This window comes from Paenarthrobacter sp. GQ52, from assembly GCF_059759005.1.
Genome location: NZ_JCAXEJ010000025.1, coordinates 14,696 through 38,502, shown reverse-complemented (window position 1 = coordinate 38,502; position 23,807 = coordinate 14,696). Strand labels below are relative to the sequence as shown.

23 protein-coding genes, 1 tRNA gene and 1 pseudogene are annotated in these 23,807 nt (G+C 58.6%); 8 read left to right on the top strand and 17 right to left on the bottom strand.

Translation table 11 applies throughout. The features are described 5' to 3' along the window. Window positions 1-27: 27 nt before the first annotated feature. Window positions 28-282 (bottom strand): hypothetical protein, encoded by a 255-nt coding sequence (locus tag AC6CH8_RS21400; RefSeq protein WP_498192270.1) that lies wholly within the window; start codon window positions 280-282, stop codon window positions 28-30. A gap of 487 nt (window positions 283-769) precedes the next feature. On the opposite strand from AC6CH8_RS21400, the gene hsdR reads away from it, so the two are divergent. Beyond that, complete coding sequence (gene hsdR, locus AC6CH8_RS21395; RefSeq protein ID WP_498192269.1) at window positions 770-3,322, top strand: EcoAI/FtnUII family type I restriction enzme subunit R; 2,553 nt, start codon at window positions 770-772, stop codon at window positions 3,320-3,322. Further along, on the top strand, window positions 3,319-5,325 hold the full coding sequence (locus AC6CH8_RS21390) for an N-6 DNA methylase (protein ID WP_498192268.1): 2,007 nt from the start codon (window positions 3,319-3,321) through the stop codon (window positions 5,323-5,325). Before hsdR ends, AC6CH8_RS21390 begins: the two co-directional genes overlap by 4 nt. Window positions 5,326-5,630: 305 nt before the next feature. Here AC6CH8_RS21390 and AC6CH8_RS21385 read toward each other — a convergent pair whose 3' ends face one another. Beyond that, window positions 5,631-5,909, bottom strand: a complete 279-nt coding sequence (locus tag AC6CH8_RS21385) for a hypothetical protein (protein ID WP_498192267.1) — start codon at window positions 5,907-5,909, stop codon at window positions 5,631-5,633. A 44-nt stretch (window positions 5,910-5,953) separates the two neighbouring features. Continuing rightward, on the bottom strand, window positions 5,954-6,154 hold the full coding sequence (locus AC6CH8_RS21380; RefSeq protein ID WP_498192266.1) for a hypothetical protein: 201 nt from the start codon (window positions 6,152-6,154) through the stop codon (window positions 5,954-5,956). A gap of 790 nt (window positions 6,155-6,944) precedes the next feature. Between AC6CH8_RS21380 and AC6CH8_RS21375 the strand changes: the two genes are divergently transcribed. The 4 genes from AC6CH8_RS21375 (at window position 6,945) to AC6CH8_RS21360 (ending at window position 10,315) form a co-directional block, all read left to right on the top strand. Further along, a complete protein-coding gene (locus AC6CH8_RS21375) occupies window positions 6,945-7,223 on the top strand; it encodes a hypothetical protein (RefSeq protein ID WP_498192265.1) in 279 nt (92 codons plus the stop codon). A gap of 66 nt (window positions 7,224-7,289) precedes the next feature. After that, window positions 7,290-8,183 carry a nucleotidyltransferase domain-containing protein gene (locus tag AC6CH8_RS21370; RefSeq protein ID WP_498192264.1) on the top strand — a complete coding sequence of 298 codons (894 nt, stop codon included), beginning with the start codon at window positions 7,290-7,292 and terminating at the stop codon, window positions 8,181-8,183. Next, window positions 8,184-8,831 (top strand): Cap15 family cyclic dinucleotide receptor domain-containing protein, encoded by a 648-nt coding sequence (locus tag AC6CH8_RS21365; RefSeq protein WP_498192263.1) that lies wholly within the window; start codon window positions 8,184-8,186, stop codon window positions 8,829-8,831. It abuts the gene before it with no gap. Continuing rightward, the gene (locus tag AC6CH8_RS21360) at window positions 8,828-10,315 is read left to right on the top strand and encodes a hypothetical protein (protein WP_498192262.1); all 1,488 of its coding nucleotides are present in this window, start codon (window positions 8,828-8,830) and stop codon (window positions 10,313-10,315) included. The genes AC6CH8_RS21365 and AC6CH8_RS21360 overlap by 4 nt, the downstream gene beginning before the upstream one ends. A 541-nt stretch (window positions 10,316-10,856) precedes the next feature. On the opposite strand, the gene AC6CH8_RS21355 is transcribed toward AC6CH8_RS21360, so the two are convergent. Continuing rightward, window positions 10,857-11,447, bottom strand: coding sequence for a ScbR family autoregulator-binding transcription factor (locus AC6CH8_RS21355; protein WP_498192261.1), 591 nt, complete (start codon window positions 11,445-11,447; stop codon window positions 10,857-10,859). Window positions 11,448-11,825: 378 nt separating this feature from the next. Here AC6CH8_RS21355 and AC6CH8_RS21350 point away from each other — a divergent pair. Beyond that, window positions 11,826-11,901: transfer RNA gene (locus tag AC6CH8_RS21350), tRNA-Ala, on the top strand. 535 nt (window positions 11,902-12,436) lie between these two features. Continuing rightward, entirely contained in the window at window positions 12,437-12,889 is a 453-nt protein-coding gene (locus AC6CH8_RS21345; RefSeq protein WP_498192260.1) for a hypothetical protein, read from the top strand. Here the strand turns inward: AC6CH8_RS21345 and AC6CH8_RS21340 are convergent. The 13 genes and pseudogenes from AC6CH8_RS21340 to AC6CH8_RS21280 form a co-directional block, all read right to left on the bottom strand. Continuing rightward, a pseudogene (locus AC6CH8_RS21340) lies at window positions 12,827-13,717 on the bottom strand (recombinase family protein); the annotation flags it as partial. The gene AC6CH8_RS21345 and the pseudogene AC6CH8_RS21340 overlap by 63 nt on opposite strands. 125 nt (window positions 13,718-13,842) lie before the next feature. After that, complete coding sequence (locus tag AC6CH8_RS21335) at window positions 13,843-14,457, bottom strand: antirestriction protein ArdA (protein WP_498192259.1); 615 nt, start codon at window positions 14,455-14,457, stop codon at window positions 13,843-13,845. Next, on the bottom strand, window positions 14,457-15,470 hold the full coding sequence (locus AC6CH8_RS21330) for a replication-relaxation family protein (protein WP_498192258.1): 1,014 nt from the start codon (window positions 15,468-15,470) through the stop codon (window positions 14,457-14,459). Before AC6CH8_RS21330 ends, AC6CH8_RS21335 begins: the two co-directional genes overlap by 1 nt. Beyond that, entirely contained in the window at window positions 15,467-17,626 is a 2,160-nt protein-coding gene (locus AC6CH8_RS21325) for a type IV secretory system conjugative DNA transfer family protein (protein ID WP_498192257.1), read from the bottom strand. The genes AC6CH8_RS21330 and AC6CH8_RS21325 overlap by 4 nt, the downstream gene beginning before the upstream one ends. 404 nt (window positions 17,627-18,030) lie before the next feature. After that, complete coding sequence (locus AC6CH8_RS21320) at window positions 18,031-18,231, bottom strand: hypothetical protein (RefSeq protein ID WP_498192256.1); 201 nt, start codon at window positions 18,229-18,231, stop codon at window positions 18,031-18,033. Next, window positions 18,221-18,817 (bottom strand): MT-A70 family methyltransferase, encoded by a 597-nt coding sequence (locus tag AC6CH8_RS21315; protein ID WP_498192255.1) that lies wholly within the window; start codon window positions 18,815-18,817, stop codon window positions 18,221-18,223. The genes AC6CH8_RS21320 and AC6CH8_RS21315 overlap by 11 nt, the downstream gene beginning before the upstream one ends. Beyond that, a complete protein-coding gene (locus tag AC6CH8_RS21310; protein ID WP_498192254.1) occupies window positions 18,814-18,963 on the bottom strand; it encodes a hypothetical protein in 150 nt (49 codons plus the stop codon). Before AC6CH8_RS21310 ends, AC6CH8_RS21315 begins: the two co-directional genes overlap by 4 nt. A 257-nt stretch (window positions 18,964-19,220) precedes the next feature. Then, window positions 19,221-19,931 (bottom strand): hypothetical protein, encoded by a 711-nt coding sequence (locus AC6CH8_RS21305; protein ID WP_498192253.1) that lies wholly within the window; start codon window positions 19,929-19,931, stop codon window positions 19,221-19,223. Further along, window positions 19,928-21,091, bottom strand: coding sequence for a hypothetical protein (locus tag AC6CH8_RS21300; RefSeq protein ID WP_498192252.1), 1,164 nt, complete (start codon window positions 21,089-21,091; stop codon window positions 19,928-19,930). The genes AC6CH8_RS21305 and AC6CH8_RS21300 overlap by 4 nt, the downstream gene beginning before the upstream one ends. Before the next feature lie 5 nt (window positions 21,092-21,096). Then, entirely contained in the window at window positions 21,097-21,885 is a 789-nt protein-coding gene (locus AC6CH8_RS21295; protein ID WP_498192251.1) for a hypothetical protein, read from the bottom strand. Between the two features lie 80 nt (window positions 21,886-21,965). Continuing rightward, window positions 21,966-22,265, bottom strand: a complete 300-nt coding sequence (locus AC6CH8_RS21290) for a hypothetical protein (RefSeq protein WP_498192250.1) — start codon at window positions 22,263-22,265, stop codon at window positions 21,966-21,968. Between the two features lie 212 nt (window positions 22,266-22,477). Beyond that, window positions 22,478-22,969, bottom strand: a complete 492-nt coding sequence (locus AC6CH8_RS21285) for a hypothetical protein (protein WP_498192249.1) — start codon at window positions 22,967-22,969, stop codon at window positions 22,478-22,480. 327 nt (window positions 22,970-23,296) lie between these two features. Further along, on the bottom strand, window positions 23,297-23,449 hold the full coding sequence (locus tag AC6CH8_RS21280; RefSeq protein WP_498192248.1) for a hypothetical protein: 153 nt from the start codon (window positions 23,447-23,449) through the stop codon (window positions 23,297-23,299). Window positions 23,450-23,807: the final 358 nt, after the last annotated feature.

Genomic DNA, 23,807 nt, shown 5'->3' with positions numbered 1-23,807 from the left:
TCCCCCGTCAATCCGCTACAACAGAGTTCATGATGCCAAGACATCGCATATCGAACCGGGGGGTTTGAGGGCCCGACGCAGCCTCGCGTTGTAGGTACGGCCGGTCATTTTCGGGTCACCGTCTAAGAGAACGGCTGTTGAAGTACTGCGGGCTGCAAACGCCACCACGGACAGATGGCCGTCGCAGATGGCGGTCCTGCGGGCCACGTCCCGGGCGGTGATGGCATAATCCTCCGGGAGCGTCTGCAAGTGGTTGGTACCGCTGATATCGATGTGGCCCATAGCCGCTAGGGTGGAAATTATGGGGCTCCAGAGGATTAGCGAGCGCCACATTAAGAACTGAGTGGGGCAGCCCAGGTCGACGCGATGCGAGATCCGTCTGTGGTGCCAGGACACGCCTTCTTGGTGCGACCGGGGGGCTGAGTGGCCTCCGAGCTCAGATGGTCCCGGTAGGCAAGCGAAAATCGTCTGCTGGTGCAGGGAATTGGGGTGGGTGGGCGGTTCCGACCGGCTGCTCGTGACATAGATTCTCACCAGAAACACGTATTACGTGCTCATCCGGGTGGAAAGCGGACTCAACCATCATGGCAGGTTCTACAGTTGCCAATGAGGAGCGCCTCCCTGGGCTTCGATCTGAGGCGGATGGGCAATCCAAAGGGGATTTAATGGCAAGCTGCTGGGCCATCCCCAGCCCTTCGAGCCGGTGTTTGACTCCATACATCGGACCATATTGGTCCGAAGGGTAGGGTCGCCCATGTAGGCTTGGCGAATGAGCTTTGACGAACGCGAGACGCGGATGCGTCTCATTGATCCATTGCTAGCTGCGGCGAGCTGGACCAGCGAGCAGATCGAGGAAGAATACGTCTACCGTCCTGGGAAACTTCGGCTTCTCGGCGAGCAGACTGTGCGTGACGAGGCGCAGTACGTGGACTACATACTTCGTGCGGAGCCGCGGGGAGCGATTCTGGCAGTGGTCGAGGCCAAGGATGAGACGCACGCGCCCGGAGCCGGCATGCAGCAGGCCCTCGCGTACGCCGCTGACATTTCCGCAACTTTCGCTTTCGCGACCAACGGGCACGAAGTCGTGGAACAGGACATGCGGACTGGTGCGGTTCGTCGTTTGTCGGCGTTCCCGACGCCGGACGAACTTGTACAGCGCTGGCGGTCAGACGACTCGTGGCGGGGCGAGACAGTTGTTGGACGCGGCGGCCAAATTGTCAGGAACCCACTGTTGCAACCAGCGTTCCACCTTCCAGGTGCGCCGTCGATGCGCTATTACCAGGAGCGCGCAGTTTTCGCTTCCATTGAGGAGATGCTCAATGGTCGGCATCGGGCGTTGCTTTCGCTCGCGACTGGGACTGGCAAGACGTTTATAGCCTTCAATATCGTCCACAAGCTCTTAGCGAGTGGCTACCTCAAACGTGTCCTTTTCATCGCTGACCGTGTGAGTCTCCGGGACCAGGCCTACAACGAATTTGGGGCAATTGGCGAGCGTCGCGGCGTGGTTGCGGGCGGTAGCGTTCCGTTGCAGCGGGACGTCCACTTCGCAATCTATCAGTCCCTCTACGCGCAGACGCCGGATGGTCGACGCGTGTATGAGCAGTACCCCAGCGATTACTTTGACCTCGTCGTCGTTGATGAGTGTCACCGAAGCGGGTATGGAGACTGGGGTTCGATCCTCGACCACTTCGACGAAGCGTTCCACCTCGGCATGACGGCGACGCCGAAGCAGGACGACTCGATCGATACCTATGCCTTCTTCGGTTCGGAGAACCTGGATGCCGGTGGCCAGCCGCGTCCTGTATACGAGTATTCGCTAGGGCGTGGGATTGATGACGGGTATCTGGCTACCTACAAGGTGCTTCAGGTCAAGACCAACGTCGACGATGGCATCGTGATCCATGATGAGGTCGAGCGCGGCGCTGAGCTCATCGTTCCGGAGGGGACGTCGGCGCGCGATATCTATGCGATGGCAGAGTTCGAGCGCGAACTGGTGGTTCCGGATCGAACCCGCGTCATGTGCGAGCACCTGGCTGGTGTTTTGCGTTCGTACGGTGCGCTTGAGAAGACTATGGTCTTCTGCGTCACGATGGAACACGCTGAACTTGTCAGGAGCGAAATGCAACGATTGCTTGGATCGGAGACGGGCAAGAACCTGTACGCTGCGCGTATCGTCAGCGAGGAACGCGATGCGCAGGCAACTCTCGAACAATTTCAGCTGGCTTCTTCGAGTGAGCCCGTTGTTGTCACCACCGTCGACTTGTTGTCGACCGGTGTGAACGCCCCATCAGTTCGCAATATCGTGTTCATGAAGCCGATTGGGTCTGTTACAGGGTTCAAGCAGATCATCGGACGCGGCAGTCGGATTGATCAGCTCACAGGCAAGACCTTCTTCCGCATAATCGACTACACGAACGCTACGCGGCTTTTTGACCAGTGGGACCTTCCCAGTCAGCCCGTCGTGCAGGGACCGATCGAGGGTACGCAGGCAATTGCGGGCTATGTGCAGGATCAAGAATCAGCGGAATCGCTAGGCGGCGCCTCGTACTCCGTCCGGCTGCAGGGACGGCTCCTAGCAGAAGGGCGATGCCCTGATGATGGTCGCTTCGAGGTTCAAGACCTGCCGGGTGGGGTAGTCGACCTCTTCATCGCGGCAACGGGATACTCTCGTCGTCATCTGCGTGTGGACACGACGTTGGAAGAGACGAAGGATCTTGTTGTTGCGCTACGTCGTCCATCCGAGGGGGCGCGACGGTTGCGGATCTCGGGGGTTGACGTCACCATCTCCGACGAAGTTGAAGTCGACCTTGGCGACGGCCACGTTTTGCGGACAGCTGAGTACCTTACTCGCGCGAACGGAGTGATCCACGAACGTGCTCGGTCGATGGGCGATCTCAGGGATGCTTGGCAGAGCAGAGACACCCGAGTCGCAACAGAAGAGTACTTCGCAATGCGCCAGGTGACGCCCGAGCTCCTGTCGCTTGTGCTGGGACGAACTGACGTTGATGCTTTCGACTTGTTTGCCGCTGTTGCTTTTGACGCCCCTATGACTAGCCGTGAGGTACGGGCAGCGGCTGCGCACGCGATTTTGGAGGACAAGTACCCGATGCTTCCCACCGGTTTCCTCGAGGCCGTTCTGGATAAATTTCGGATCGGTGGAATTTCGGAGATCGCCAGTAGCGAACTGTTCGGACTTACTCCCTTTACTTCGACCTGGGGCGGTGTGCTTGGAGTAACGTCCAAGCTCGGGGGGCCAGCGAATGTGGCTGCGTTCCTCCGCGATCTCCAGGTTGCTCTCTTCTATACAGAAAATGACGAATGACTATCCAAGAACTACAAGCCAAGATAAAATCCGCTTCCGACAAGATGCGGGCAGATGACAACACAAAGAACGCACTGAAGTACCTCGAACAGCTTACCTGGCTGTTGTTCCTAAAGGTCTTTGATTCATTGGAAGAAACCAAGGAGATGGTAGCCGTCATCGATGGTGCGGACTATAGGCCGCTCATCGCCACAAAATATCGATGGAAGACTTGGACTCGCAGTAGCGAGTTGACCGGCGACAACCTTATCGACTTTGTCGGTGATGAACTGTTGCCATATCTGCGGGAGCTTAAAGGAAGCACGCGAGCCGAGCGAATTGCGGCAATTTTTGGCGAGATAAGGACTGTTATGAAGTCCGGTTACTCCCTTAAGGAGGTCATCACGATCGTAGACTCGATTGACTTCCACGCCCTCGACAACCACCACGCTATGAGTGTTATTTACGAGTCGTTGCTGGCGCAGACCGCGGACGCGGGATGGTCTGGTGAGTTCTATACACCGCGTCCGGTCGTGGAATCGATGGTACGGATAATTGATCCGCAGCTCGGTGAGCGTGTCTATGACCCATGCTGTGGATCAGCCGGATTCCTGGTGGGCTCCGCTGAACACCTGGCTACCACGGCCAGCACGCTGGAGGACAAGGAGATTTTCGATTCGGCGACCTTCTTTGGACAAGAATCGGGGGAGATCGCAGCGCTAGTTGGCACGATGAACTTGATTCTCCACGGCGTCGAGGATCCTCAGATTGTCCGCCGCAACACTCTTGAGCAGGACGCACGCAACGTAATCCCGAGCGAACAATACGACGTCATCCTGACGAACCCGCCATTTGGCGGGACTGAGAATCCTCAGGTTCAGCAGAACTTCCCGAGCCGTTCAGCAGCGACGGAGTTGCTGTTCCTACAGCATTGCATGGCAAAACTGCGGGACGGCGGTAGAGCCGCGATCGTGCTGCCAGACGGCATCCTTTACCGAACGGAGACGGCGTTCTCGACGGTTCGCAGGAGGCTCTTGAATGAATTCAACGTCACGGCGATCGTTCGCCTCCCCACAGGTGTCTTCCCGACCGCAGCGGATACCCGTACGAACCTGATCTTCTTCTCGAAGGGCGGGCGAACCGAGTCGATTCGTTTCTACCAGGTGCCCAATCCTCCTGGAAAACGTTCTTACAGTAAGACGAATCCGTTGACGCGCCTCGTGCTGGCCGGTGCCGAACGATGGCTGATCGAGGGCATCGAGGATGAATACTCGTGGTCGGTGGACTACAAATCCATAGTTGATAGTGGTTACGACCTCGATATCCCCTGGCCCAAGGCGTCTCTCACCATCGACGCAGCATCCGCCGGCGAACGAATCGAAGACATGCAGAATCGACTTGCGACCCTCATGACTTTGACAGACGCGCTATCAGCCGCCCACGGCTCGCTCGACTCTTACCCCCTTGGTGAGAATATTCCGATCGGGGAATGGGCTGTTGAATCGGGCGTACGCGCTGGTACACGCGTCCCGGACAATCTCGTTGGCGTGTCAAACGAAGGCGGGCTTGCTCCCTTCAAAGGAAAGCCCGCCAAGGACACCAGCCGTTATCGCGAGCTTCGGCCTGGAGACTTTGTGTACAACCCCATGCGCGTTAACGTCGGATCGATTGCCCTCTGCCGTCGCGAGGAGGAATCAGGATGGGTTAGCCCCGATTATGTCGTCTTCCGTCTTGCGGAAGGTGCGCCATTCGATGAGGAGTTCCTCCTCATGTACCTTAAAAGTGAACACGGCAGGGCCGAGATTGTCAGGGAAAGCCGCGGCGCCGTGCGACGGCGACTCTATTTCGAAGGCGTGCGAAAGATAAATGTACCGGTGCCCGTCGGCAAGGAGCAGTGGACGGCGCTCATCGCGTCGTTTGCTGCGGTTAGACGACACCTGCGAGAGTTACCCGACATTGCTTTCGGGACACTGGCGGCGTTTGAAGGGGCGGCGTTCCGTCCGCGGGAGAGCGAAGCCCTTTAGGGTATCCGCTGAATTCGTTCAAGAATGCCGGGCAGAGCCGGAAGGCAGCTGAAGGGGCTGGGCCGTCTTGCCCTTGGCGAGACTGACAGGGCGGTGGCCGTCCGATATGTGTTGAAGCTGCTGGCGCAGGTCGACCACTATGTCGCCATCGTCACTCTGATCGTAGATAGATCGGTGGAATAAGACCCCGGACCATCTTAATAGCATGACACGGCGTAAGAGCGCTTGACCGCCACAGCGATCGTATCCAGCCTGATCTGACAGCAAAAGGAGCCTCGGATATCTGAGGCTCCTTTTGTGAGTTTCTAGTAGATATCGTCTGGTGCTATGCCGAGTGATTCCATCACTCGACGCAACGCCGCGAGGCCAAAGCTGGCCGCTTGGATCTCGGTTGCCATCAGCTGCCGCCTATAAGCACAGACGTCTGCAATCCCATCCAGGTTCTGCGGATAATAACTCAAAAGTGCTGCGCGTTCGGAATCCGAAAGAATATCGAAGGCATCTCGATGGAACTCCCATAAAGAGTCCGCCATCAGTAACTCTGTATTATAGCGACGCTCGTCTGGAGATAAAGTATCCGTCATTTCCTAGATTATGGGCAACAATCCTTTGCTTTACAAGGTTGAAGTCACCAGTCGAAGGCCTTGAAATCTGGAGTCACGCCGCGTTCGAAGTCATCCGAATGGATTTTGGCCGCCTCATAGGTGCCAAACTCATAGCGAACCGCCCAGCCGTCGACATGTGGGGCGAACGGGTCATTCTTTCCATGCTGGTGAGGATTCCGGATTTGACCGTCGCTCTGAATAAAGGCTATATCCCCATTGCTCATATAAATAGTCTTAGCGACATCAATCGCGTCTTCTCGCTTCAATTTGCACCCGCCCCATGATCGCGTCCTGCCAGCCAGGACAGCTGCAAGTCAAAGTAGCCGTCTTCCTCGGCCGCGGTCAATAGACATACCGGTTAGTTCTCCCTGAAGTCGTGTCCACGCCGCCCGCCCCGGGTCTGCAAGATGCCCATGCTCGCGATATTCAGCGTCGCGTGTCATGCTAAGGCCCATAAAGTCGTGACGTCATGCAATGCCCCGCGCTTCCTACGAGACCTACCGTCAACGTCACCTGCAGCTGCGCCAGCTTTTGGAATGAGCGCCAGGGTCTCTTTGTCCTAATTGACCCCACGGAGCAGTGGGTACTTCACGAGTACTTCCTCTGCGCCGGCCAACCCGTCCGGGCACGAGTCAAAGCATCTGCAGAACGCAAGGGCAAAGTGGTCACTCTCCGTAGCTTGGGCAGCCGCCGATTGACGTCGATGGCTACGTCGTCACGGTCATGCAGATAGTGGATCTGTTCAACCGTGACGAATCGGCTTCATAGTTGCGACACGATTGATGCCGGTTGGTGGCGGCTCCTAGGTGGACTCTATGATCGGACTAGATGTCGGTCGAGCGGTATAAAGCATAAGCGTTTTATAGCAAAACAATGAATTCCACTATTGTCAAATTAGGGACTGCTGAATTATAATTGAAGCAATAGATTCATAGCGAGGAATGAAGCTATTTTAGTAAGGATCCAGTCTTTGAGGGAAGGCTGGAGATCAATAAATCAAATGGGGGTTTCGCTATGAACACACTACTTATAGGTTATGACCTGAATAAGGTTGGCCAGAACTATGATGAGCTAATCAAGGCTCTCAAAGAATATAAAACACGGTGGCATCATCTAGACAGCACCTGGCTGATTCGCACGGAGGAATCGGCGAAAGAAGTCCGAGATAAACTTATGGAGCTTATTGATACTAATGATGAGCTCCTCGTTATTAATGTTACCGGCGATGCTGCAGCCTGGAAGGGGTTCTCAGAGGGTGGAAGTAGTTGGCTTAAGAAGAATCTCCAAAAGTGATCTTATGGTGAGTCAAAAACAACTATCACCCCTGAAAGGCAACGTGATGACGAAGGGTCTAGTCTTATGACACTGGAAGCACAGCTACGCGGCTGGACCGGTCCATCAAGTGCCACGGAGAAGGATAAGCAGGAACGAACGGAGCGGATGATTCGCGAGGCCATTAACGCGCACGAGCCGTTCCAGGACATGTCTCGCGAAATTTACGCCAAGGGATCGTATGCGAACAACACTAACGTACGTTCTGACAGTGACGTTGACGTCGCCGTGGAGTGTAAGGAGGTCGTTTACTGGAACGAGCACGAGCCGGGCGCGCATCCATCTGGCAGCTCTCCATATACAGGGGAGTGGTCGCCTGAAAAGCTTCGTTCGGAACTCGTGACAGCCCTCAGGGCTAAGTTCGGTGATGCTGTAGATACGAGCGGGTCGACCGCTATTCAGATTCATTCCAGCTCTGCGAGAGTGGAAGCGGACGTCGTGCCATGCTTTAACTACCACTACTACTTCTCAGCTACCAGCTTCAGGCAGGGTGCGAAGGTCTTCAAAACTGACGGCACCTCTCTGGTCAACTACTCCGCACTGCAGCTCACGAACGGTCGGGCGAAGAACAATCGCACTAATCAGGCGTTTAAGAAGGCCGTACGAATCTTAAAGCGTTTGGAGAATGCGATGGTCGAGGCGGACTATCACCGTGAAGTACCCTCGTTCTTTGTCGAATGTTTAGCGTACAACTGCCCTGTCGTAATTTTCGAACGTGCGTCATGGACTGCTGTTGTAAAAGGTGCTCTTGCTCACATCTATGACTCATCGGAAGGAGATGAACCAACAGAGGAAAGCGAGCGTTGGCTTGAGGTAAATGAAGCAAAGTTCTTGTTTGGCGGCGCTCAGAAGTGGACGCGTAAAGATGCACGGGATTTCGCGTTTGCCGGTTGGAACTATTTAGGCTTGGGGGATGCGTAGATGGGTCGTCCAACTGCCTTAGCTCGAACAATCACGCTTATCATCTCTGGTATCTACTCTGTTGTGCTCTTCAACGTTGGGTTTCAGCTTCCTGGCTGGTGGCGCTTCGTTGTTTCATTTTTGCCCACGCTCGCAGTCCTTGGACTTGTTGTGTGGGATCTCTGGGTCTGGCGCTGGCCCGGGGTGCAGAAGCTCGTACGGCGCCCGGATCTTAATGGCCTGTGGCGCGCGACACTTACGCCACACCCAGATTCGATGATTCCAGATGGCGGGAATCGAGGTCCGATCGCAGCGTTTGTAGAGATCAAGCAATCGTTCTGGGCCCTCCACGTCCGCCTCTATACGGATCAAAGTTCAAGTAAGAGTACAGCTTCCACTTGGCTTCCGACCTATGAGAGTTCAGTGGATAATCCTACGTTCACATATGACAACACGCCAAAAGTGTCCGAGTCTCCCCGGAGTCTACGCAGTGCCGGTACCTGTAATCTGATGCCGATGTCGCTCAAGCCTGACGAGGTCGAGGGAACTTACTTCACTGATCGCTTCACTAAGGGCGACATGGTTCTTAAGCTCGTTGACCGTACAACTGGCTATCCATCTTTTGCGGCAGCAACGAAGTACGCAGATGAGAAAGAGGTTCAGGCATGAGCCGGGAACTTGACGTGTCTCGCGCCCCTCGCGGCGAATTGGTCGCGGCCGCCTTGGTCGAAGCAGTCGCTGCCAATGATGACCGTGTCGAGCGTCATTATCTGGAAGTAAAGAGCGATCTAGACTTGTCCAGGAAGACCGATGTCGCGAAGATCGCTAAATACATCCTCGGATCGGCGAACCGGATTCCTGGGATCGCGGCTACGGCGTTCGAGGGCTGCGGGGTCATGGTGATAGGTGTCGCTCCTGGCAGTATCCGCGGAGTGCCGCCAATTGAAATTCTTGAGATTGACAAGATTGTCAGCCGCTACATAGGCGCCGCTGGTCCACGTTGGGATCTCGTTCGTGTTCCTGTGAGCGATTCGACGAACGAGGTACTCGTCATTGTCGTGGATCCTCCAGTCGAAGGACAAGATCCGTTCCTTTGCAGGAAGGACGGTGAGGGGCTAGCGGATGGCGCGATCTATATTCGGGCCGACGGTGCCACGCGAGAGGCAAAGGCGGATGAGGTCGAACTGTTGCTGCAACGTGGTAAGCACCAGGTCGCGCCTGAGGTTGCGTTTGAGGTTGCTATAGATGGGGTTGCGCATCCTGTCGACGTGAATAAGGAAATGACCATCGATGCCGAGATCGCTCGTGTGAAGCAGCGACTTTTCGACGCGCTCCCGCAACCCGATCCTGAGCCCGATCCAGAGCCCGACACGGGTGGGGCCACCACTACACACAGTCTGGGGAGCCATCTTGGCACGTCCCGGATCGTATCTTCTGCCTTCTCGGACATGATGAAGCCGCACACAAGTACGTTGGCTGGTATGGCCGCGGAGCTGGCAAAAGTGCAGTTGCCTGTGATCCCATCGATGATCAGCACTGAGCCTGAGAAGCGCACCGAGGACCAGTACCGAGACTCGATCGCCAAGTGGGAGGCGCGCTTTGGCGAGAAGTGGCCGTCGGCAGTAGATGCCCTTGCGGGTCGTCTCCTAGAGGGGGTTACCTTTCGCATCAAGAATGCGACAAAGACGTTTTTCCATGACGTAGAGGTAAAAATCCACCTTGAGGGTGCTGTGCGAGGAATTGACCGCGTTAACGACGAGCGGATCAACCGTTCCGATCTTGACCTGCCAAGTGCTCCTCGTATCTGGGGGCCGGTGTCGCGTTCAATGTTTGATACAGGACCCCACCTCCCAGGAGCATATTTACCGACGAACTTCACGGCGTCGACGTATCGCTCCCCGCTGGATTGGCGCAATTCAGGATCGATCGATCTTCGTCTAGACGTAGGCGAATTGCGGCCGCGTGAAGAGTATGTTTTCGACGACCAAGAAGTCGTTCTGGTCCTTCCATCCGGCTATGAGGAGACCATCAAGGGTACGTGGGAGATTACCGCGCGTGGCCATAATGAGATCTATACAGGAGTGCTCGAAGTGCAGGCGGGAAAGTCACTCGATCTAACTACCGCATTTCGAAAGTTGCTCGACATTAGCTGATAGCCCACGTTGTGCGACTAGTTCTTCAGGAGGTGTTCGTACGAAGTCCGCATCTCAACTCCCTTTTCAACCAGCCGTGATCGCACCGTATGAGCGGTCACACTCATACGCTTGCCGATTGTGGCGAGTGAGTAGCCTTGTTCGTAGAGCCTGGTAGCTTCCTCGATTTGCTGTTCGTCCAAGCCGACCCTGCGTGGCGCGATTGTTTGCCGGCGTAGATGCTTGCTTACCGTCTCCCGACTGATCCCGTACTTAACAGCAAGCTCCTTTACCCGCATGCCGGACTGGTAGTCCGCGGCTAGTGCCTTGGACTGTTCAGCTTTGAGTTGTGGGCAGCGCCGGGGGACTAGCTGATCCTTCGGTTCTCTCGGTGGTCTGGCCTGAATCTTCTCAATCAGGGCTCGAAGCTCCAGATGCTCGGTACCTTGATTCGAATAAGCTTGTAGGACGCCCACCATCAAGGTCCTGTCTTCTTCATGAATTGCATGGAGACGGCAGGACCTTGTTCGTACCCGGAGGCAGCCGCTTGCAGAACTCGTGGCTATTTGGCCGGTGCCGGGCGTAACGCCGGCAGCATGAACTCCCACATCTGTTCGATCCTTAGCAGCATGTCTTCACGTGAGGCCAGTACTTCAGAGACCATCTGAACGCCGGTGAACGACGCAACCAAGTACCGGGCGAACGCTGCAGCGTCCAACTCGGGACGTACGGCGCCATCCTCTGCAGCCTGCCGCAGCAGTTGCTCTGCCGTGCTGATCCAGTCCTGGTAGGGACCTGAGACGTCGGCGTCGAAAGCGGAGGCTTCAAACGTGAGCCGAATGCCTCCTTGGACAACCGGCTCATCCAGCAGCTGTTGGCCGAACATCCTGCAGAGTCCTATGAGCCTGTCCAAGGCGGGTGCGCCTGAGGCGACGATTTCAGACCCCGCGGCCAAGACGATGGCGTGCTGCTCCTCGATGACAGCTAAAGCCAGGTCCCGCTTTGACGTGAAGTGGAAGTAGAGCGCACCCTTCGTCACGCCTGCACGCTTGGTGATGTCGGTCAGGCTGGCATTTCCGTAGCCGATTTCCGCGAAGACCCGGGCAGCGCCTTCGATGACGGAAAGCCGGGTGTCTTTCGCACGTTGCTGCATGGGTGGTGGGTAGCCTCTCAGGTCAGGCAGGAGACGGAGGAGCGGGCCGCCGTCGAGACTCCACAACGCTACCATCGGCGGACCACGGCCTCACCGGAACATAAACCGACTGAACGGTTTGGTTTTGTTCCGAGGAAAATCTAGACTTCAAGTGGAGCCGCGCAGTTTTGGCGGATGGCTCCTTCGCGGCCGGTTTGGGGGGAGGTGCGGTGGAGTAATCCAGCGCACCTCGGCTGCGGATCGCCCTCCGTCGGACCGCAAGGGCGGCGTGATGCAGCTCACGTTCCGGCGATTTCGCTTCTCGTGGGATTGTGGTTAGTATTGACGAGTTGCTTCGGCGGGAAGAGAAATTGAACCGTTTGCGGTCAACAAAATTCCGGGGCTGTGGCGCAGCTGGTAGCGCACCTGCATGGCATGCAGGGGGTCAGGGGTTCGAGTCCCCTCAGCTCCACCATATTGACGTTATTCGAAACATCGGCAAACTCGATACCATCGAGTAGGTCCTTAACGGATACCAAAAGGGAACCGCCAAGTCTGGTGGTTCCCTTTTTCGTATCGCTGTTAGCGGTGCAGTGCGCTTGTGCGCGCCCGAGAGCCTCCGCGTGGCTTACACCGACTTTGAGGGCCTGGTGGCCGACTTGTGCGGCTATAAGGGTTGCGATGGGTTCTTTGAGCAAGGTACCTGTCACGTCGCCTTCCTCTACGAGGACTTTGACGAAGATTGCTTGGTTTAGCTGACGGCGTTCCTGGTTGCTGGCGGCGCGATACAGTGCTTCTGGGTTGGCGAGAAGGTCGAGGTAGGTTTCCAGATGCCGCGCTCCCACGTCAAGGTTGCATTCAAGGTTGCTAAGTTGTTCACGGACGCGGTCACGCTGACGTGTGATCACGGTCAATCGGGACCGGATCATGTCCTTTGGAAGTATTCCCTCGGCGGCAAGTTCCAGTAGGTTCTCTTCCTTGGAATCGCATTCCTGCAGCGTTGAGGTGAGTTGCTGGCGGAGGAGGTGGTTGGCGGCTTCCTTTTCCTTGAGGGCTTCGCGGATGCGCTGTTCGGCGAGCTGGATGAAGTCTTCCGTGAACGTCAACTTGCGGTATTCGCCGATCATGGCGTCTTCGAGACGGGCGGTGCTTATGTATCCCGATGTGCAGTCCTTGACTGTCCGGCCGACGCAGAAAAAGTAGAAGTACTCGTTACCGTGTCTTCCGATCGAGCGCTGGATGACCATGCGGTGGACGATGCCTCGTTTGTGGCAGTTGTCGCAGTAGAGGGTGCCTTTGAGGTAGTGCTCGTGGACGCGGCGCCGTTCCCCGGAATTGCCTCGGCTGTCCAGCAGTTGCTGGACTTGATGGAAGAGGTCGTCGGAGACAAGGCGCTCGTGGCGACCAGGGTGTTCGGCACCGTTGAGGCTGATGACGCCACAGTAGTAACGGTCGCGCAGTAGCCGCGAGAAGTGGGTTGGGGTAATGGCTTTCGAGGGGCGCTTGGCGCTTGGTTTGGTCGTGAGGCCGCGGTCCTCCATGGCTTCGGAAAGGTCGGCGAAGGTGTAGTTGCCGGTGGCGTAGAGCTCAAAGGCTTGGGTGATGAGAGGACCGCGTACTTCGTCTATGACCACGGTTCGTATTTCGCGGCCTTCGAAATACTCGCGGACGTTGAGATACCCGATAGGGGCGCGGCCGATGGTGCCGCCCTTTTTTGCTTTTTGTGCCATCTTGTATTTGATATCGGCGCCGTCTTCGGCGGAGCGGTACTCGTTGAAAGCAGCCAGCAGCCCGTGCATCAGTTGGCCGACGGGGCTGGCGTCGATGCTTTCGGTGGCGCTGATCAGGGTGACGCCGCGTTTCCTTAGGTCGGCCATAACAAGGGCATCGTCAGTGCGGTTGCGCGCAAAGCGGGAGAGTTTGTAGACAACGACGTAGTCGACGTCCCGATCGGCCCTGACCCGCCGGAGCATTTCCTGGAAGGCGACGCGCTTGCTCATTTCGGTGCCGCTGCGCCCGGGCTCGATGTACTCGGTGACGACGTTCAGGCCCATTTGTTCGACTTTGCGGAGGCAGGATTCGCGTTGTGCGGGGATGGAGATGCCTTCGGGGTCGTAGTCGGTGTTTACCTGGCCTTTGGAAGACACTCGGAGGTACAGGACGGCGCGGGTTCCGGCGGGAGCCTCGTCGGTGATGTTAGTAAAGCTCAAAGAATCCGAATCCGGGATGTCGACGAGGTCATTGACTGGATCGTCAGCTGCAGTGTAGGCGCTGGGGGCGAGTGAATTCATATGGAGTCTCCGATTAGGCGTCTCTGACAATAACTCTTCTTCGCCCTGAAGGGAACGGTCGAATTCAGGTGCGGCCATGGGGCTTCTTTCCACCCCCGACGTCCCTGACGGTTGTCTGTGGATAACTACGTGTTGAACACATGGACCGTGCCGTTTCTGTTTTCAATGACTTCCCAAGCTTCTTTGTAGCGCTCCCAGATACAAGATCGATCAAATTCCAGTGGGCAGTCGATTCCCTGCTCAGCTTTGAATGCGCTCAGCGCTTGGCTCCATCCCATGGAGTCAAGGAACTCGTCGATGCACGTCTCGGAGTCCGGGAACGAGGCAATGTAGAATTCTTCGAATTCGGACAATAGATTCTCGCCCTGTTCACCGCCGGCGTGTGCCCTGGCGTAGGCGGCGAAGGGTTCGCCGTGGAGGTCGATACCTTGGCCTATGTTGGTGATATGGGCGATGTCGGTATCCAAGGAGGGGCCGTGGCCGTAGAAGCCGAGGGTGTCTTCGATGAACCAGCCGGGTGCTTCCGGACTGCCGGACCGGGCGGCGGGTGAGGCCGCAAGGAAGGCGTCTAGCTGGTCCTGCATCTTGTCAGGTGCCTGGTCAGCGCGGATCCAGGCAGAGTGGCGGATATTGGCGGTGAGGTCGGCAAGTGAAGTCACGTAGATCCACGGGATGTCCTCGGAATAGCCGCCGCGTTCTGGGCTCGAGCGCCGTTCGGGTAGGTCCTTTGTTTTTTCCATCACTTCTCTCCTTCCTTGTTGGGTGTTGTTGTTTCGCCTCCTGCTGCCACTAGCGGGGCGAGTCCCTCAATTTCAACGACTCGGAACAATTCGTTGCTCAGGTTTGGCTCTTCGTCGATGGCCGCCTCGATTTTGCTGCGGCGTGCTGCGTCGGGGACAACCCAGACCGTGAGGGGAAAGACTCCTTGGCGCTGTTGTTCAATGCCTCGGTCGTGGTAGAGCTGGACGGCGCGGCACTTGCGGATGACAGCAGGTAGATGCTCGGTGTCGCGGTCGACCTCGATCATCCAATGGTCCTCAAATTCCGGTGTTTGCGTGACGACGTAGAGGTCGGGTTTGATGTGGGCAGGCTGACCGTGGCGGTTCAGATACGGGCGCCAGCAGTCCGGTTCCATTTCGGTTCTCATGATGTTGAAGGCCCCTGTCCGATCGGCCTCGATCAGCTCCAGTCGGGCATCGGTGATCGCCAGGATGTGATCGAGATGGTGGGTCGAGGGGTGGTCGTAGCGGCGGCGCTTCCCCGGGACACCTTTGAGGTCGGCGATGGCCTTCTCTCCGGTATCAGTGACACCCCAGACGAAGGCGCGGGAGCCGCCGGCAAATCCGCCGACCCGTCGCTGCATCCGCATGATGAGCTGATGCTCGTGGAGGCGGCCAAGGACCCGGCTCGTGGACCGAGCGGCCGCCAGCTGGCTTTTGTGACCGTGGAAGTAGAGGCGCTGGATCTGGATGGTCGTCAGGTAGCGGTGGGCGGCCAAGCCGAGCAGGATGCCTCGATCACGGTCACTCAGCTGGGACAGGATGTGGCGGCGCAGCTGAGGGCTGAGCCGCGGGGCCGCGGCTGGCTGTGTCCTCCCAACGGGAGGATCAGTCCCTAGCTGTGAGTTCGCATCGGGGGCGTGTTCTGGCGAAGTCATTACGTTCGTCGCAGCAGCGACCGGACGGGCGACCGGATGGTCTGCACTTCTGTTGGCGCTGGCCGGTGTGTTGGTTGTGGCGCTGGTTTCGTTCATTTGGGGTTCCTCCTTTTCCTGCCAACCGTGGATGCGGCTGGCATTGCTCTTAAGGGACTTGCAGATGGGGCGGACGTGTCTTTGGAGACTGGCGGCGGCTTGTCCGGTTCGGTGGGGCCGTAGCGTTTCCGGCTGCGTCCGCGCAGGGCGGCCGGGTCACTGATTTTGATCGGCGGTGGCAATGTCTTGGCTGAAGCCCATCCGGATGGTTGGCCTCCTGCGACCAGGTTGCAATAGACCTCGTATTTGCCTAAGGACTGGAAATCGATGGGTTCCAGGCTCGGTGCCATCGTGGCCATGGCCTTGGCATCGTCGATTTCCAGGGCGAAGGCCACCTTGCTGCGGGCGTTGTTGTCGATAGCAGAGACCATTGAGGGTGGTAGCTGCTTGCGGTATTGGTGGGCCAACTGCCAGCCCACCCCGAGGGAGCGGGACTGGGCAAGGGCGCCCGCCAGATCTCCGATTTTCAGGTAGTCCTGCACCTCATCGACTGTGATGATGACGGGCGCGCGTTGGTTGGCTGGTACTGCGGCCCGGGCAAGGATGCATTGCCAGAGCTCGGCCACCAGTAGCGATCCCAGAAGCGACGCGGACTCGGCCCCGACGATGCCCTTGTTGAGGGGTACCAGAAGGATTCTGCACTTCGTGAACAGGTCGTTGACGCTGAATCTCGGCTCGACCTGGGACAGGACGCGGCGCAGTTGCGGTCGCAGGAGGAACACTCTGAGTTTGTTTAGCAGTGGTGCGGTGGTTGACGCCTGGGCCTCCGGCTTGAGGCCGTCATACCAAGCCCAGAATCCAGCTAGGACGGGATCGCTGGCTTGGGCTGCTGTCAGTGGCCGCCGGTAGGACGGGTCGCTGAGCAGCCGGGGAATGTCGGCCAGGGTGCGCCCGCCGGCGCGCACCAGGGTGATGAGGGAGGCGTGCAGGATGTCTTGGCTGCGCGGACCTATGCCCTCGAAGATGTCCTTGATAGCCATCAAGATTCCATCGACGACTACTTCGGCGTTCCGGCCCGAACTGGCCAACGGGTTGAAGCCAACCGGGTGCTCGTCACTGGCGTCCAGGACGACGACGTCGTCCCAGCGGCTTTCCGGCACTCGGGCGAGGACGTCGTCCACGAGCTCGAGCTTCGGGTCGATGACGCATACAGAGCGTCCAGCGAACATATCGGCGATAACCGTGTTGAGCAGGGCGGTCGACTTGCCGCTTCCGGTAGGGCCGATATAGACAGCGTGTCGCAGAGCGTCGATCGGTCCGATCCCCATATGTCGGGGCTTGCCCGGCGCATTGGAGAACGCGAAGACCCTCTCAGTCGCGCTGACCACCGGCGACGCGGCCAACTGTCGGGGGTGGAGCGGACGAAGCCCGGGGAGGTCACCGTCGCCCAAGGGCGGCACCATCAGGGCCGAGGCTTCATGAACACTAAGCCGCAGCGGCCAGTGCAGCTGTGGGGATCGAGCCTGATTGAACTTTTCGCCTCGTTCCACCGCCATAGTGGCGCGGATCCCCGGACCTTCCATGGTGCCGATGGCCTGAAGCACGCCAAGGGCCAGCGCTTGCCGTTTGGCCGACGTTTCCCCGGCGACGCCAATCCGCACCACAGCCTCAATCGAATGCTGGCCTGCCTTGCTCGCCAGACTCGCCCGGACACTGGCTGTCGGCCTTCCCGTCCCGCTGGCGAGGACTCTCCACCACGGCGCGAGCGGGTCGGTGGCGTCATTGGCAAATTCCGGGCTGTGACCGGCACCGATGACCATCTGAAGGACAACCTGATCATCGCCGATGCGGGCAGCCGTCAGTGCGGCAAAAAGTGAGCGACTGATTGCTTCGGGGTCCTCGACCGCCGACGCCAGCGCAGATGGACTCCAACGCAGGCTGCCGACCCGGGTCACCGCAGTTCTGGCTGCCGGGGTGGTGAAGGAAACCCCAGGGAGGAGCTGGCGAAGGAGGTGGGCGAACCGGCGGGACTGTTCCGGGTTGGTCGCCATGAGGTGCCGAACCAGACCATGCTGTCCGCGAGCCTCCCAGACCATCGTTCCCTGCTGACGGCTCGACGCCAGATGGCGGACCATGGTGACAACTGCTTCGTACTCCAAGGGGCGGGGCCAATGAAGTTCTCGCCAGACTAAGGCCGATGCGTCCCGGCTAGTCATTGCTTGCCTCCAACCGTGCTTCCCGTTCCGCTTGGGCCTCCTGCTCGGCAGCGGCTTGCCGCATAGCCATGTCGATGAGGGTGGTGGTCAAGCGATCCAGGTTGGGTGGATCCTGTCGTATGCTCCGCACCCGGAGATGCTTTTCCGGCTTTGGGCCTCGTTTTCGTCCTTGCTTTCCCATGTGCGTCATCCTCCTTTCGTGTAGAAGAATTTGATTCCGCCTTACTGGTGCTTGTTATATTCCAGTCAATTCAATGGGTCAAGAGAGTTTGTGTATTTCACAACACCGACTTGACGCCTTGGCAATTTGCTTTTACAGGGATCAATTGATGGATTACGGCTCTGGAATTTCATGCGGTTATTTAGTGGTTCTGTTTTCTTTTCCGCTATATCTGGGGCTTTGGTCACCAGCGGCGGCGCCAGACTCGCCACCAAATGATCAGCCCGGCAATGACAGCAGTGCTTGCCAGGGCGATGACGACCCCGATCCAGACTTGTGAGATGAGTCCCATAGCCCAGTTGATTGCCAGCGCCGCGCCGAGCAGCAGGAGGCTGGCGTCGAACAGCCAGCGCAACGGGCTCCTCGGCGGTGGCTTATCCGCCATGGCTGGCACCTTCTTCGTCCGGCACGGTCTGCTGATCCAAATCAGATGACACCGGGTACCCCGAAATGCTGATCTGGCTGTCGATCTCATTGCCCCAGGCATCCCAACCTGGCTGGTAGCGACGGGCGAATAATTCCAGTCTGGGTCCGTCGCAGAGGCGTTCAATCGGTGCGTAGAATTCCTCCGGTTTGTGTGAGTGGTCCTGGACGGGGGCGAACATCCATGTCGGCTGGCTGCGGAAGTTGGGCTTCACTCGACCTCGCGTACCAATGAGCAGGTGTTCGGAGGCATTTCGGAGGTAGTTTCCTAGTCCGAATTTTGGTTTGATCCAGGTGAACGGCACCCTCGGGGTGAATCCCCAGGCTTCGAGTACGTCGTATCCGGCGCGGAGGGTTCCGTTGGTGACCCATAGGAAGCACCAAGCATCATCGGCTGCTAGATCGGACACCGGCATGGCTTTGATTCGCTCCAAGGTCATCAGTTCGTAATGACGTTGGGCGCCGAGCTGGCCTTTCTGGTCGATGTCCCAGGGTGGGTCGGCCAGGATACAGGTGTAGCGTTGGCCGACGCTCGTGGTGATGTTCATGATTGGGTCCTTTCGGTGGTGGTGATTTTCAATTTCGCGGTTCCCGGATCGGAAAAGGTTGTCCGTAACGGGCCGACGATGCAGGTGGCGGACTCGTGGTGTTCGCCTGGTGGGTCAATTGAGTGCTGGAGTCTCTCGTTCTTCATGGGTTGCCTCCTTTCGGGAGCTGTTTTGGGCGCAGCAACCTCAGGTCGTGACGTTTAGCTGGAGATTCGACGTCGTGCTGGCGGATGCTCTGGTGGTACTTAAGACCAGGCAGGTGATTTCGTAAACCGTCTGATCGCCTTGTCGCTGCAGCGACTGGACGGGCGATCAGACAGGCCGCTGCTTCGACGGAATGCCCATCTGGGACCGTTAGGTTGGCGGCGTTTCGTGTGATGTGGAATTCACAACGATGCTTGATCTAGGGCGGCTCGGTGGTGTCGATCTGTCGTCCTTCACGGTGTACTGTGAGGCCCTCGAAAACAGCCCGGGCGAGACTGCCTGATGCGGAGTCCCGCCGGATAGTGAGGCTCGTGATGTTCGGCGCGGCCAAGGAGTCTGGCGGCGAATTTCGTAGGCCGACAGCGAAGACCAAGCCATCGAACGTCGTCAGCCGCAGCAATAGCGGTGCAAGGTTTTGGTCGAACAACTCCCAGTCGGTCAGGATGATGAGCGCCACCTCGTGGTCCGGGTGCTGAGCGGCGATGGCCTCGGCGGCTTCCAGGCCGGGAGTGAGGTAGCTCGATCCGGCTGCATCCGACGGCGCTGCCAAGCCGTTCAGGATCTTGCGACGTCCATTTCGGGTGAGCGGTGTCGCGTCAACACAGCCTGAGGTCGGGGTGTCGAAATGGACGACGGCAGCGAGACAGCGCCTGCACTTGCAGTGTCTGGCGAGAGCCGTGACGGCCTGGCGTGCTTCGGCGTAGCGGTTGCTGATCGGGTCGTTCCCGGCCGGCCCGGCCAGACTTCCCGACTCTTCGGTGATGACGATGACCAGGGTTGGGCCGGAAGGGCAGCGGCCGGGGTAGCCAAGCCGAATCCTCTGATGGTGGTTGTGTCGACGTGGCTGGGGCCCGACGGCGAGGGTCGCCGACGACTGGAGTGTGCTGGTTAGTAATGGTTGGTAGATCACTGACCGGTCTCCGTCGCTGGTGTGGTGCGGCGGCGGTGACGGGAGACCGGTTCGGCGGGCTTGTCCGTATCATCCGTGGAGGTATTTACTGGTGCCGGTCGTCGCCCTGGTCCGTGGCCGACCACGCCGGGGTTGGCAGTCAGTGAATGGAATTTCAAAACCCGAATGTGGGCGGCGGCCGCTTGGGCGCGGTGCTGGTGCTCTTCCTCAATGGAAATTGCTTCCTCCGTGAAGACTGCGTGGAGGCGCAGCGGTTTGGCCCGGGCCGTCTTGCGCAGGGCCTTCTGTTCCCGCCGGTAGTTTTTGTCGGAGACGCCGATGAGATCGGCGACCTCGTCGGCGTAGGCGTAGCTGTTGATCACGGAGGCAAGAGCGGTCGCCGCGGCGAGACCACCGAAGACCATTCCTGCAAGGAGTCCTTCGATGCTGCCCCTGAGGGCACCTACGCCTAGGACGAGCAAGCAAACCACCGCTCCGGCAAGCATGGCGACGATCTTGAGTTCCTTCCCGTCGTTCGGTGCGCCACGGAAGAACCGCGAATAGCGTTTCTCGTCCTCGGTCAGTTCTTCCGGGTCTCGCCGCCGCTGCCGGGCCAGACGAAGCTCCTTCAGATCGTTTCCGACCAGGCCGGCGGTTACCGCGGCGACCCCGGTAGCGCAGGCCAGTCCCGCAGCTATCCACATCTCCTCGCCAAGGAGGATGGCAGCGCCTGCCACTCCGGCGGCGTCGCCGAGTCCGAGTACTGCCCACCCGGTCCAGTAACGGACCTTGGCATGTGGTCCACGCTGCACCCAGGGTTGGAGAGTCTTGCGGCAATGGTCAAAGTTCTCCTTTGCTGAGGAGACCAGGCTTCTGCCGTGTTCCAGCAACGACATTTCGGCCTTGGCGGCCTCTTGCAGACTTTCTGCAGCCGCCGCCTTTGGACGCTGGGAAACTTTGCCTTCGGCAGGCCACAGAGAAAGCTGCTCAGATGCGAGGGCATCGAAGCCTTGTTCCATCCAGGTACCGTCGGCGATGGTGGCCGGTGTTTGGACGGCCACGGCTTCATCGACGCGTTGTAGATTGACCATGCCGGAGGGGTGGGCCATCACGACCTCGGAATCGGCTACCCGGGGATGACTTCGCTCCCCGCGGATTGCTCGTGGGATTCTGAGTGGCATCGAGCTCATCCCACGGCCGGGGTGTAATCGGTGACATTGATGCATTTGGCAGCCCCCGCGCGTTGGCAAACGGCGTCGTAGAAGGCTTTCATTCCGTTGACGACGTCGGTAGCCACGACCGTCTGGTCGTTGGTCTTGCCGATTCCGGCCACGGTGATAGTGGCTCCGGGCAGTGCCGGTACATCGATGTCGCCGGCAAGGGTCTTGGCCTCGGCGTCTGAGATGTCGCGGTCGCCAAGGACGAGTCCGGCATTCTGAAAGCCGTCCGTCAGGATCATCAGATTCAGCGGATGGTCGCTGCCGAGTTGCCGCTGGCCCTCGGCGGCCAGCCGGTACTGGGCGATGATGTCGGTACCGCCCGGAGTGAGCGAGCCAATTTTGGTGGCGTAGGCGTCCTCGATGGCTTTCATGGTCTCCTCGACGGCTTGGTGGACGTGACGGAGCCTGGCGTTATCGGTGCTGCCAGGCATTTGCAGATCCCCGTCGAACAATCTGGCCGTGGCGGTGCTGCTGGCTGAAAACGCGACCACGGACAGGTGCCCCCCGCAGACGGCGGTCCGCCGGGCAAGGTCTTGGGTGGCGGCGGCGTAGGTTTCCGGGAGTTTCTGCATTCGATCAGTGCCGCTGACGTCGATGCTGACTACAGCTGTCGGTGATGTTGTGGGACAGGTTGCAAGGATTTTTTGGTCGGTGCCCAGGTCTCCGGGGATCATCGCTTCGGAGCAGCCCATGAGGGCGAGAATGGACGCGGGAACTACGGTAGCCAGTGCGGGAAATGCGAGTCCGTGTTTCATTTGATGTCGGTCTTTCTGGGGTGATGGAGTGCGCTGGGGAGTCGGTGCTGTTGCCCTCCCCAGCACGCGGCCAGGGAGGGCTATGTACCGGAAACAGGAGGTGCTGTGTGAAATTCGGCAGCTACCTGTTCTTCGAAGAGAGCCGACAGCCTGGCGTCGAGCGCTAGGTTCACGGCTTCGTTGAAGTAGGTGCTTAGGCGATCGAAATCGGAATCGGGGCGATGAGTGAGGGTTTCGCCGTCCTCAATCTGCTCGAGTCCTTTCAGCAATGCCGCGTCCGGTGAAACGGCGAATACCTGGATGTGGCGGACGATCTGGCCACCTGAGTGGATGGCCAGGCTATGAGCTCGGTTGCTGCTGATGTGGGCGGTGGGTTGCATGTCGGACTCCGTCTGGTGTGTGGCGGGTTGGGGTGTGGCGAGCGTAGAACGCAAGCCGTACGCCGCGCTGCACCACAGTCGGAGGCTTCGCTGGAACGGCCGGACGGATGAGCGGAAATTTTGAAACCAGGTGTCGGAGCGAACGGTCGGCAGAAAAGTAAAACCCCGCCCGGATGGCCCGGACGGGGTGTGGAGATCGGCAAGGGTGGATGTCAGCAGGCCGGCCAATGAGGCCTGGATGTGAACTCCGTTAGGAGCTGGTCTCGCTCGAGGTTGGTTGCGTTCTGAAGCATTTGGAACTGTGGATGGGGAATCGGCCCGATTGCTGGCCCATGAAACGAGCAGCCATGCCACGGCAATGCGCGGCACATTTCACTGTCGCGAGCGGTGACGCACCCACCACCCATGATTCCCGCTCGCATCGCTTGTCTGCGCAGCTCCAGGTAGAACTCGTATTGATCCATGCAAGGCAGTTGCTGGGCAGCATCGGCTAGCCAAGTAATCCCATCGCTGAGCAGCCAAAGATACAGATAGTCGTCAAGCCAGCAGATCTTGCCAAGATATTCGATGCGTAGGCACCGTCCGATATGTTGGCGTCCGTCGCACTCAATGCCTCTGCACTGGGACTGATCCACGAGGGACCAAATGGCGGATTCGAGGATCCTTCCAAAGAGGTCCTTGGCTGTCTGTTCAATTTCTTTCATGATCGTCCTCCTTTGCAGGTAGACCGATCTCCGCACTTAGTTGTGACAGGATCCGCGGAAAATGCAATACCTACCGTTGCGCCCACCCCTGTACCGGACGTGGTAATTTCCGCAACAGCAGCATTGGAGTTCCGCCACTAGGATGAGCCCATGGAATGGGACCAACGCGAACTTCAGGCAGAGATCCTGGAACAGTTCGCGGACAGAGCCGGCAAGTTCACCGTGACTTCCTGCCCGATCCTTGCCACCCTGGCCCGTGAACATATCCGCCCTGACGTCGACGAACCGCTCCTGAAGAGCGTCGTCACCGCTTCCGTCACCTTGGCCCTAGATATCCCACCCGACGGACCTGCGCTCGACATCACACAACGGGCAGCCCTGGCCGGTGCCTTGGGCTTCTTCTTCCTGGACGGCGGTCCAAACCAAGGACACGTCACCGAAATTCAACAGGCCCACCAGGGCAAACTCGTAACTACTCATTCCCAGATTTGCCGGTACTCCTGGGCCAAATGGCAAGAGAACCGCGTTCTGAAGCCCAAACGCGCTGGTTCAGCTCCCAACGAAAAGGGAGGCAGACAGCGCAAGGAATCCTACTCAGCCGCGCTCGCGGCGGTCATTGCCCATGCATTTTCCCAACCTGGTCGGCTTCGGACGATTCTTCTTGAAGGACCCGGAACTGAACCGGCGCTCTCAGAGGAACTCCGTGAGCTGTTGGCCGTTTCGGCGGCGTACGCACGGGATCTCCGCGTCGCCTCGGATCTCCACGTCCTGCGCGAACTTGAATCCGAGCTCAGAGGGTTGGTCACCGGACCCGGCCACCCATGGCCTCGGGTTCTGG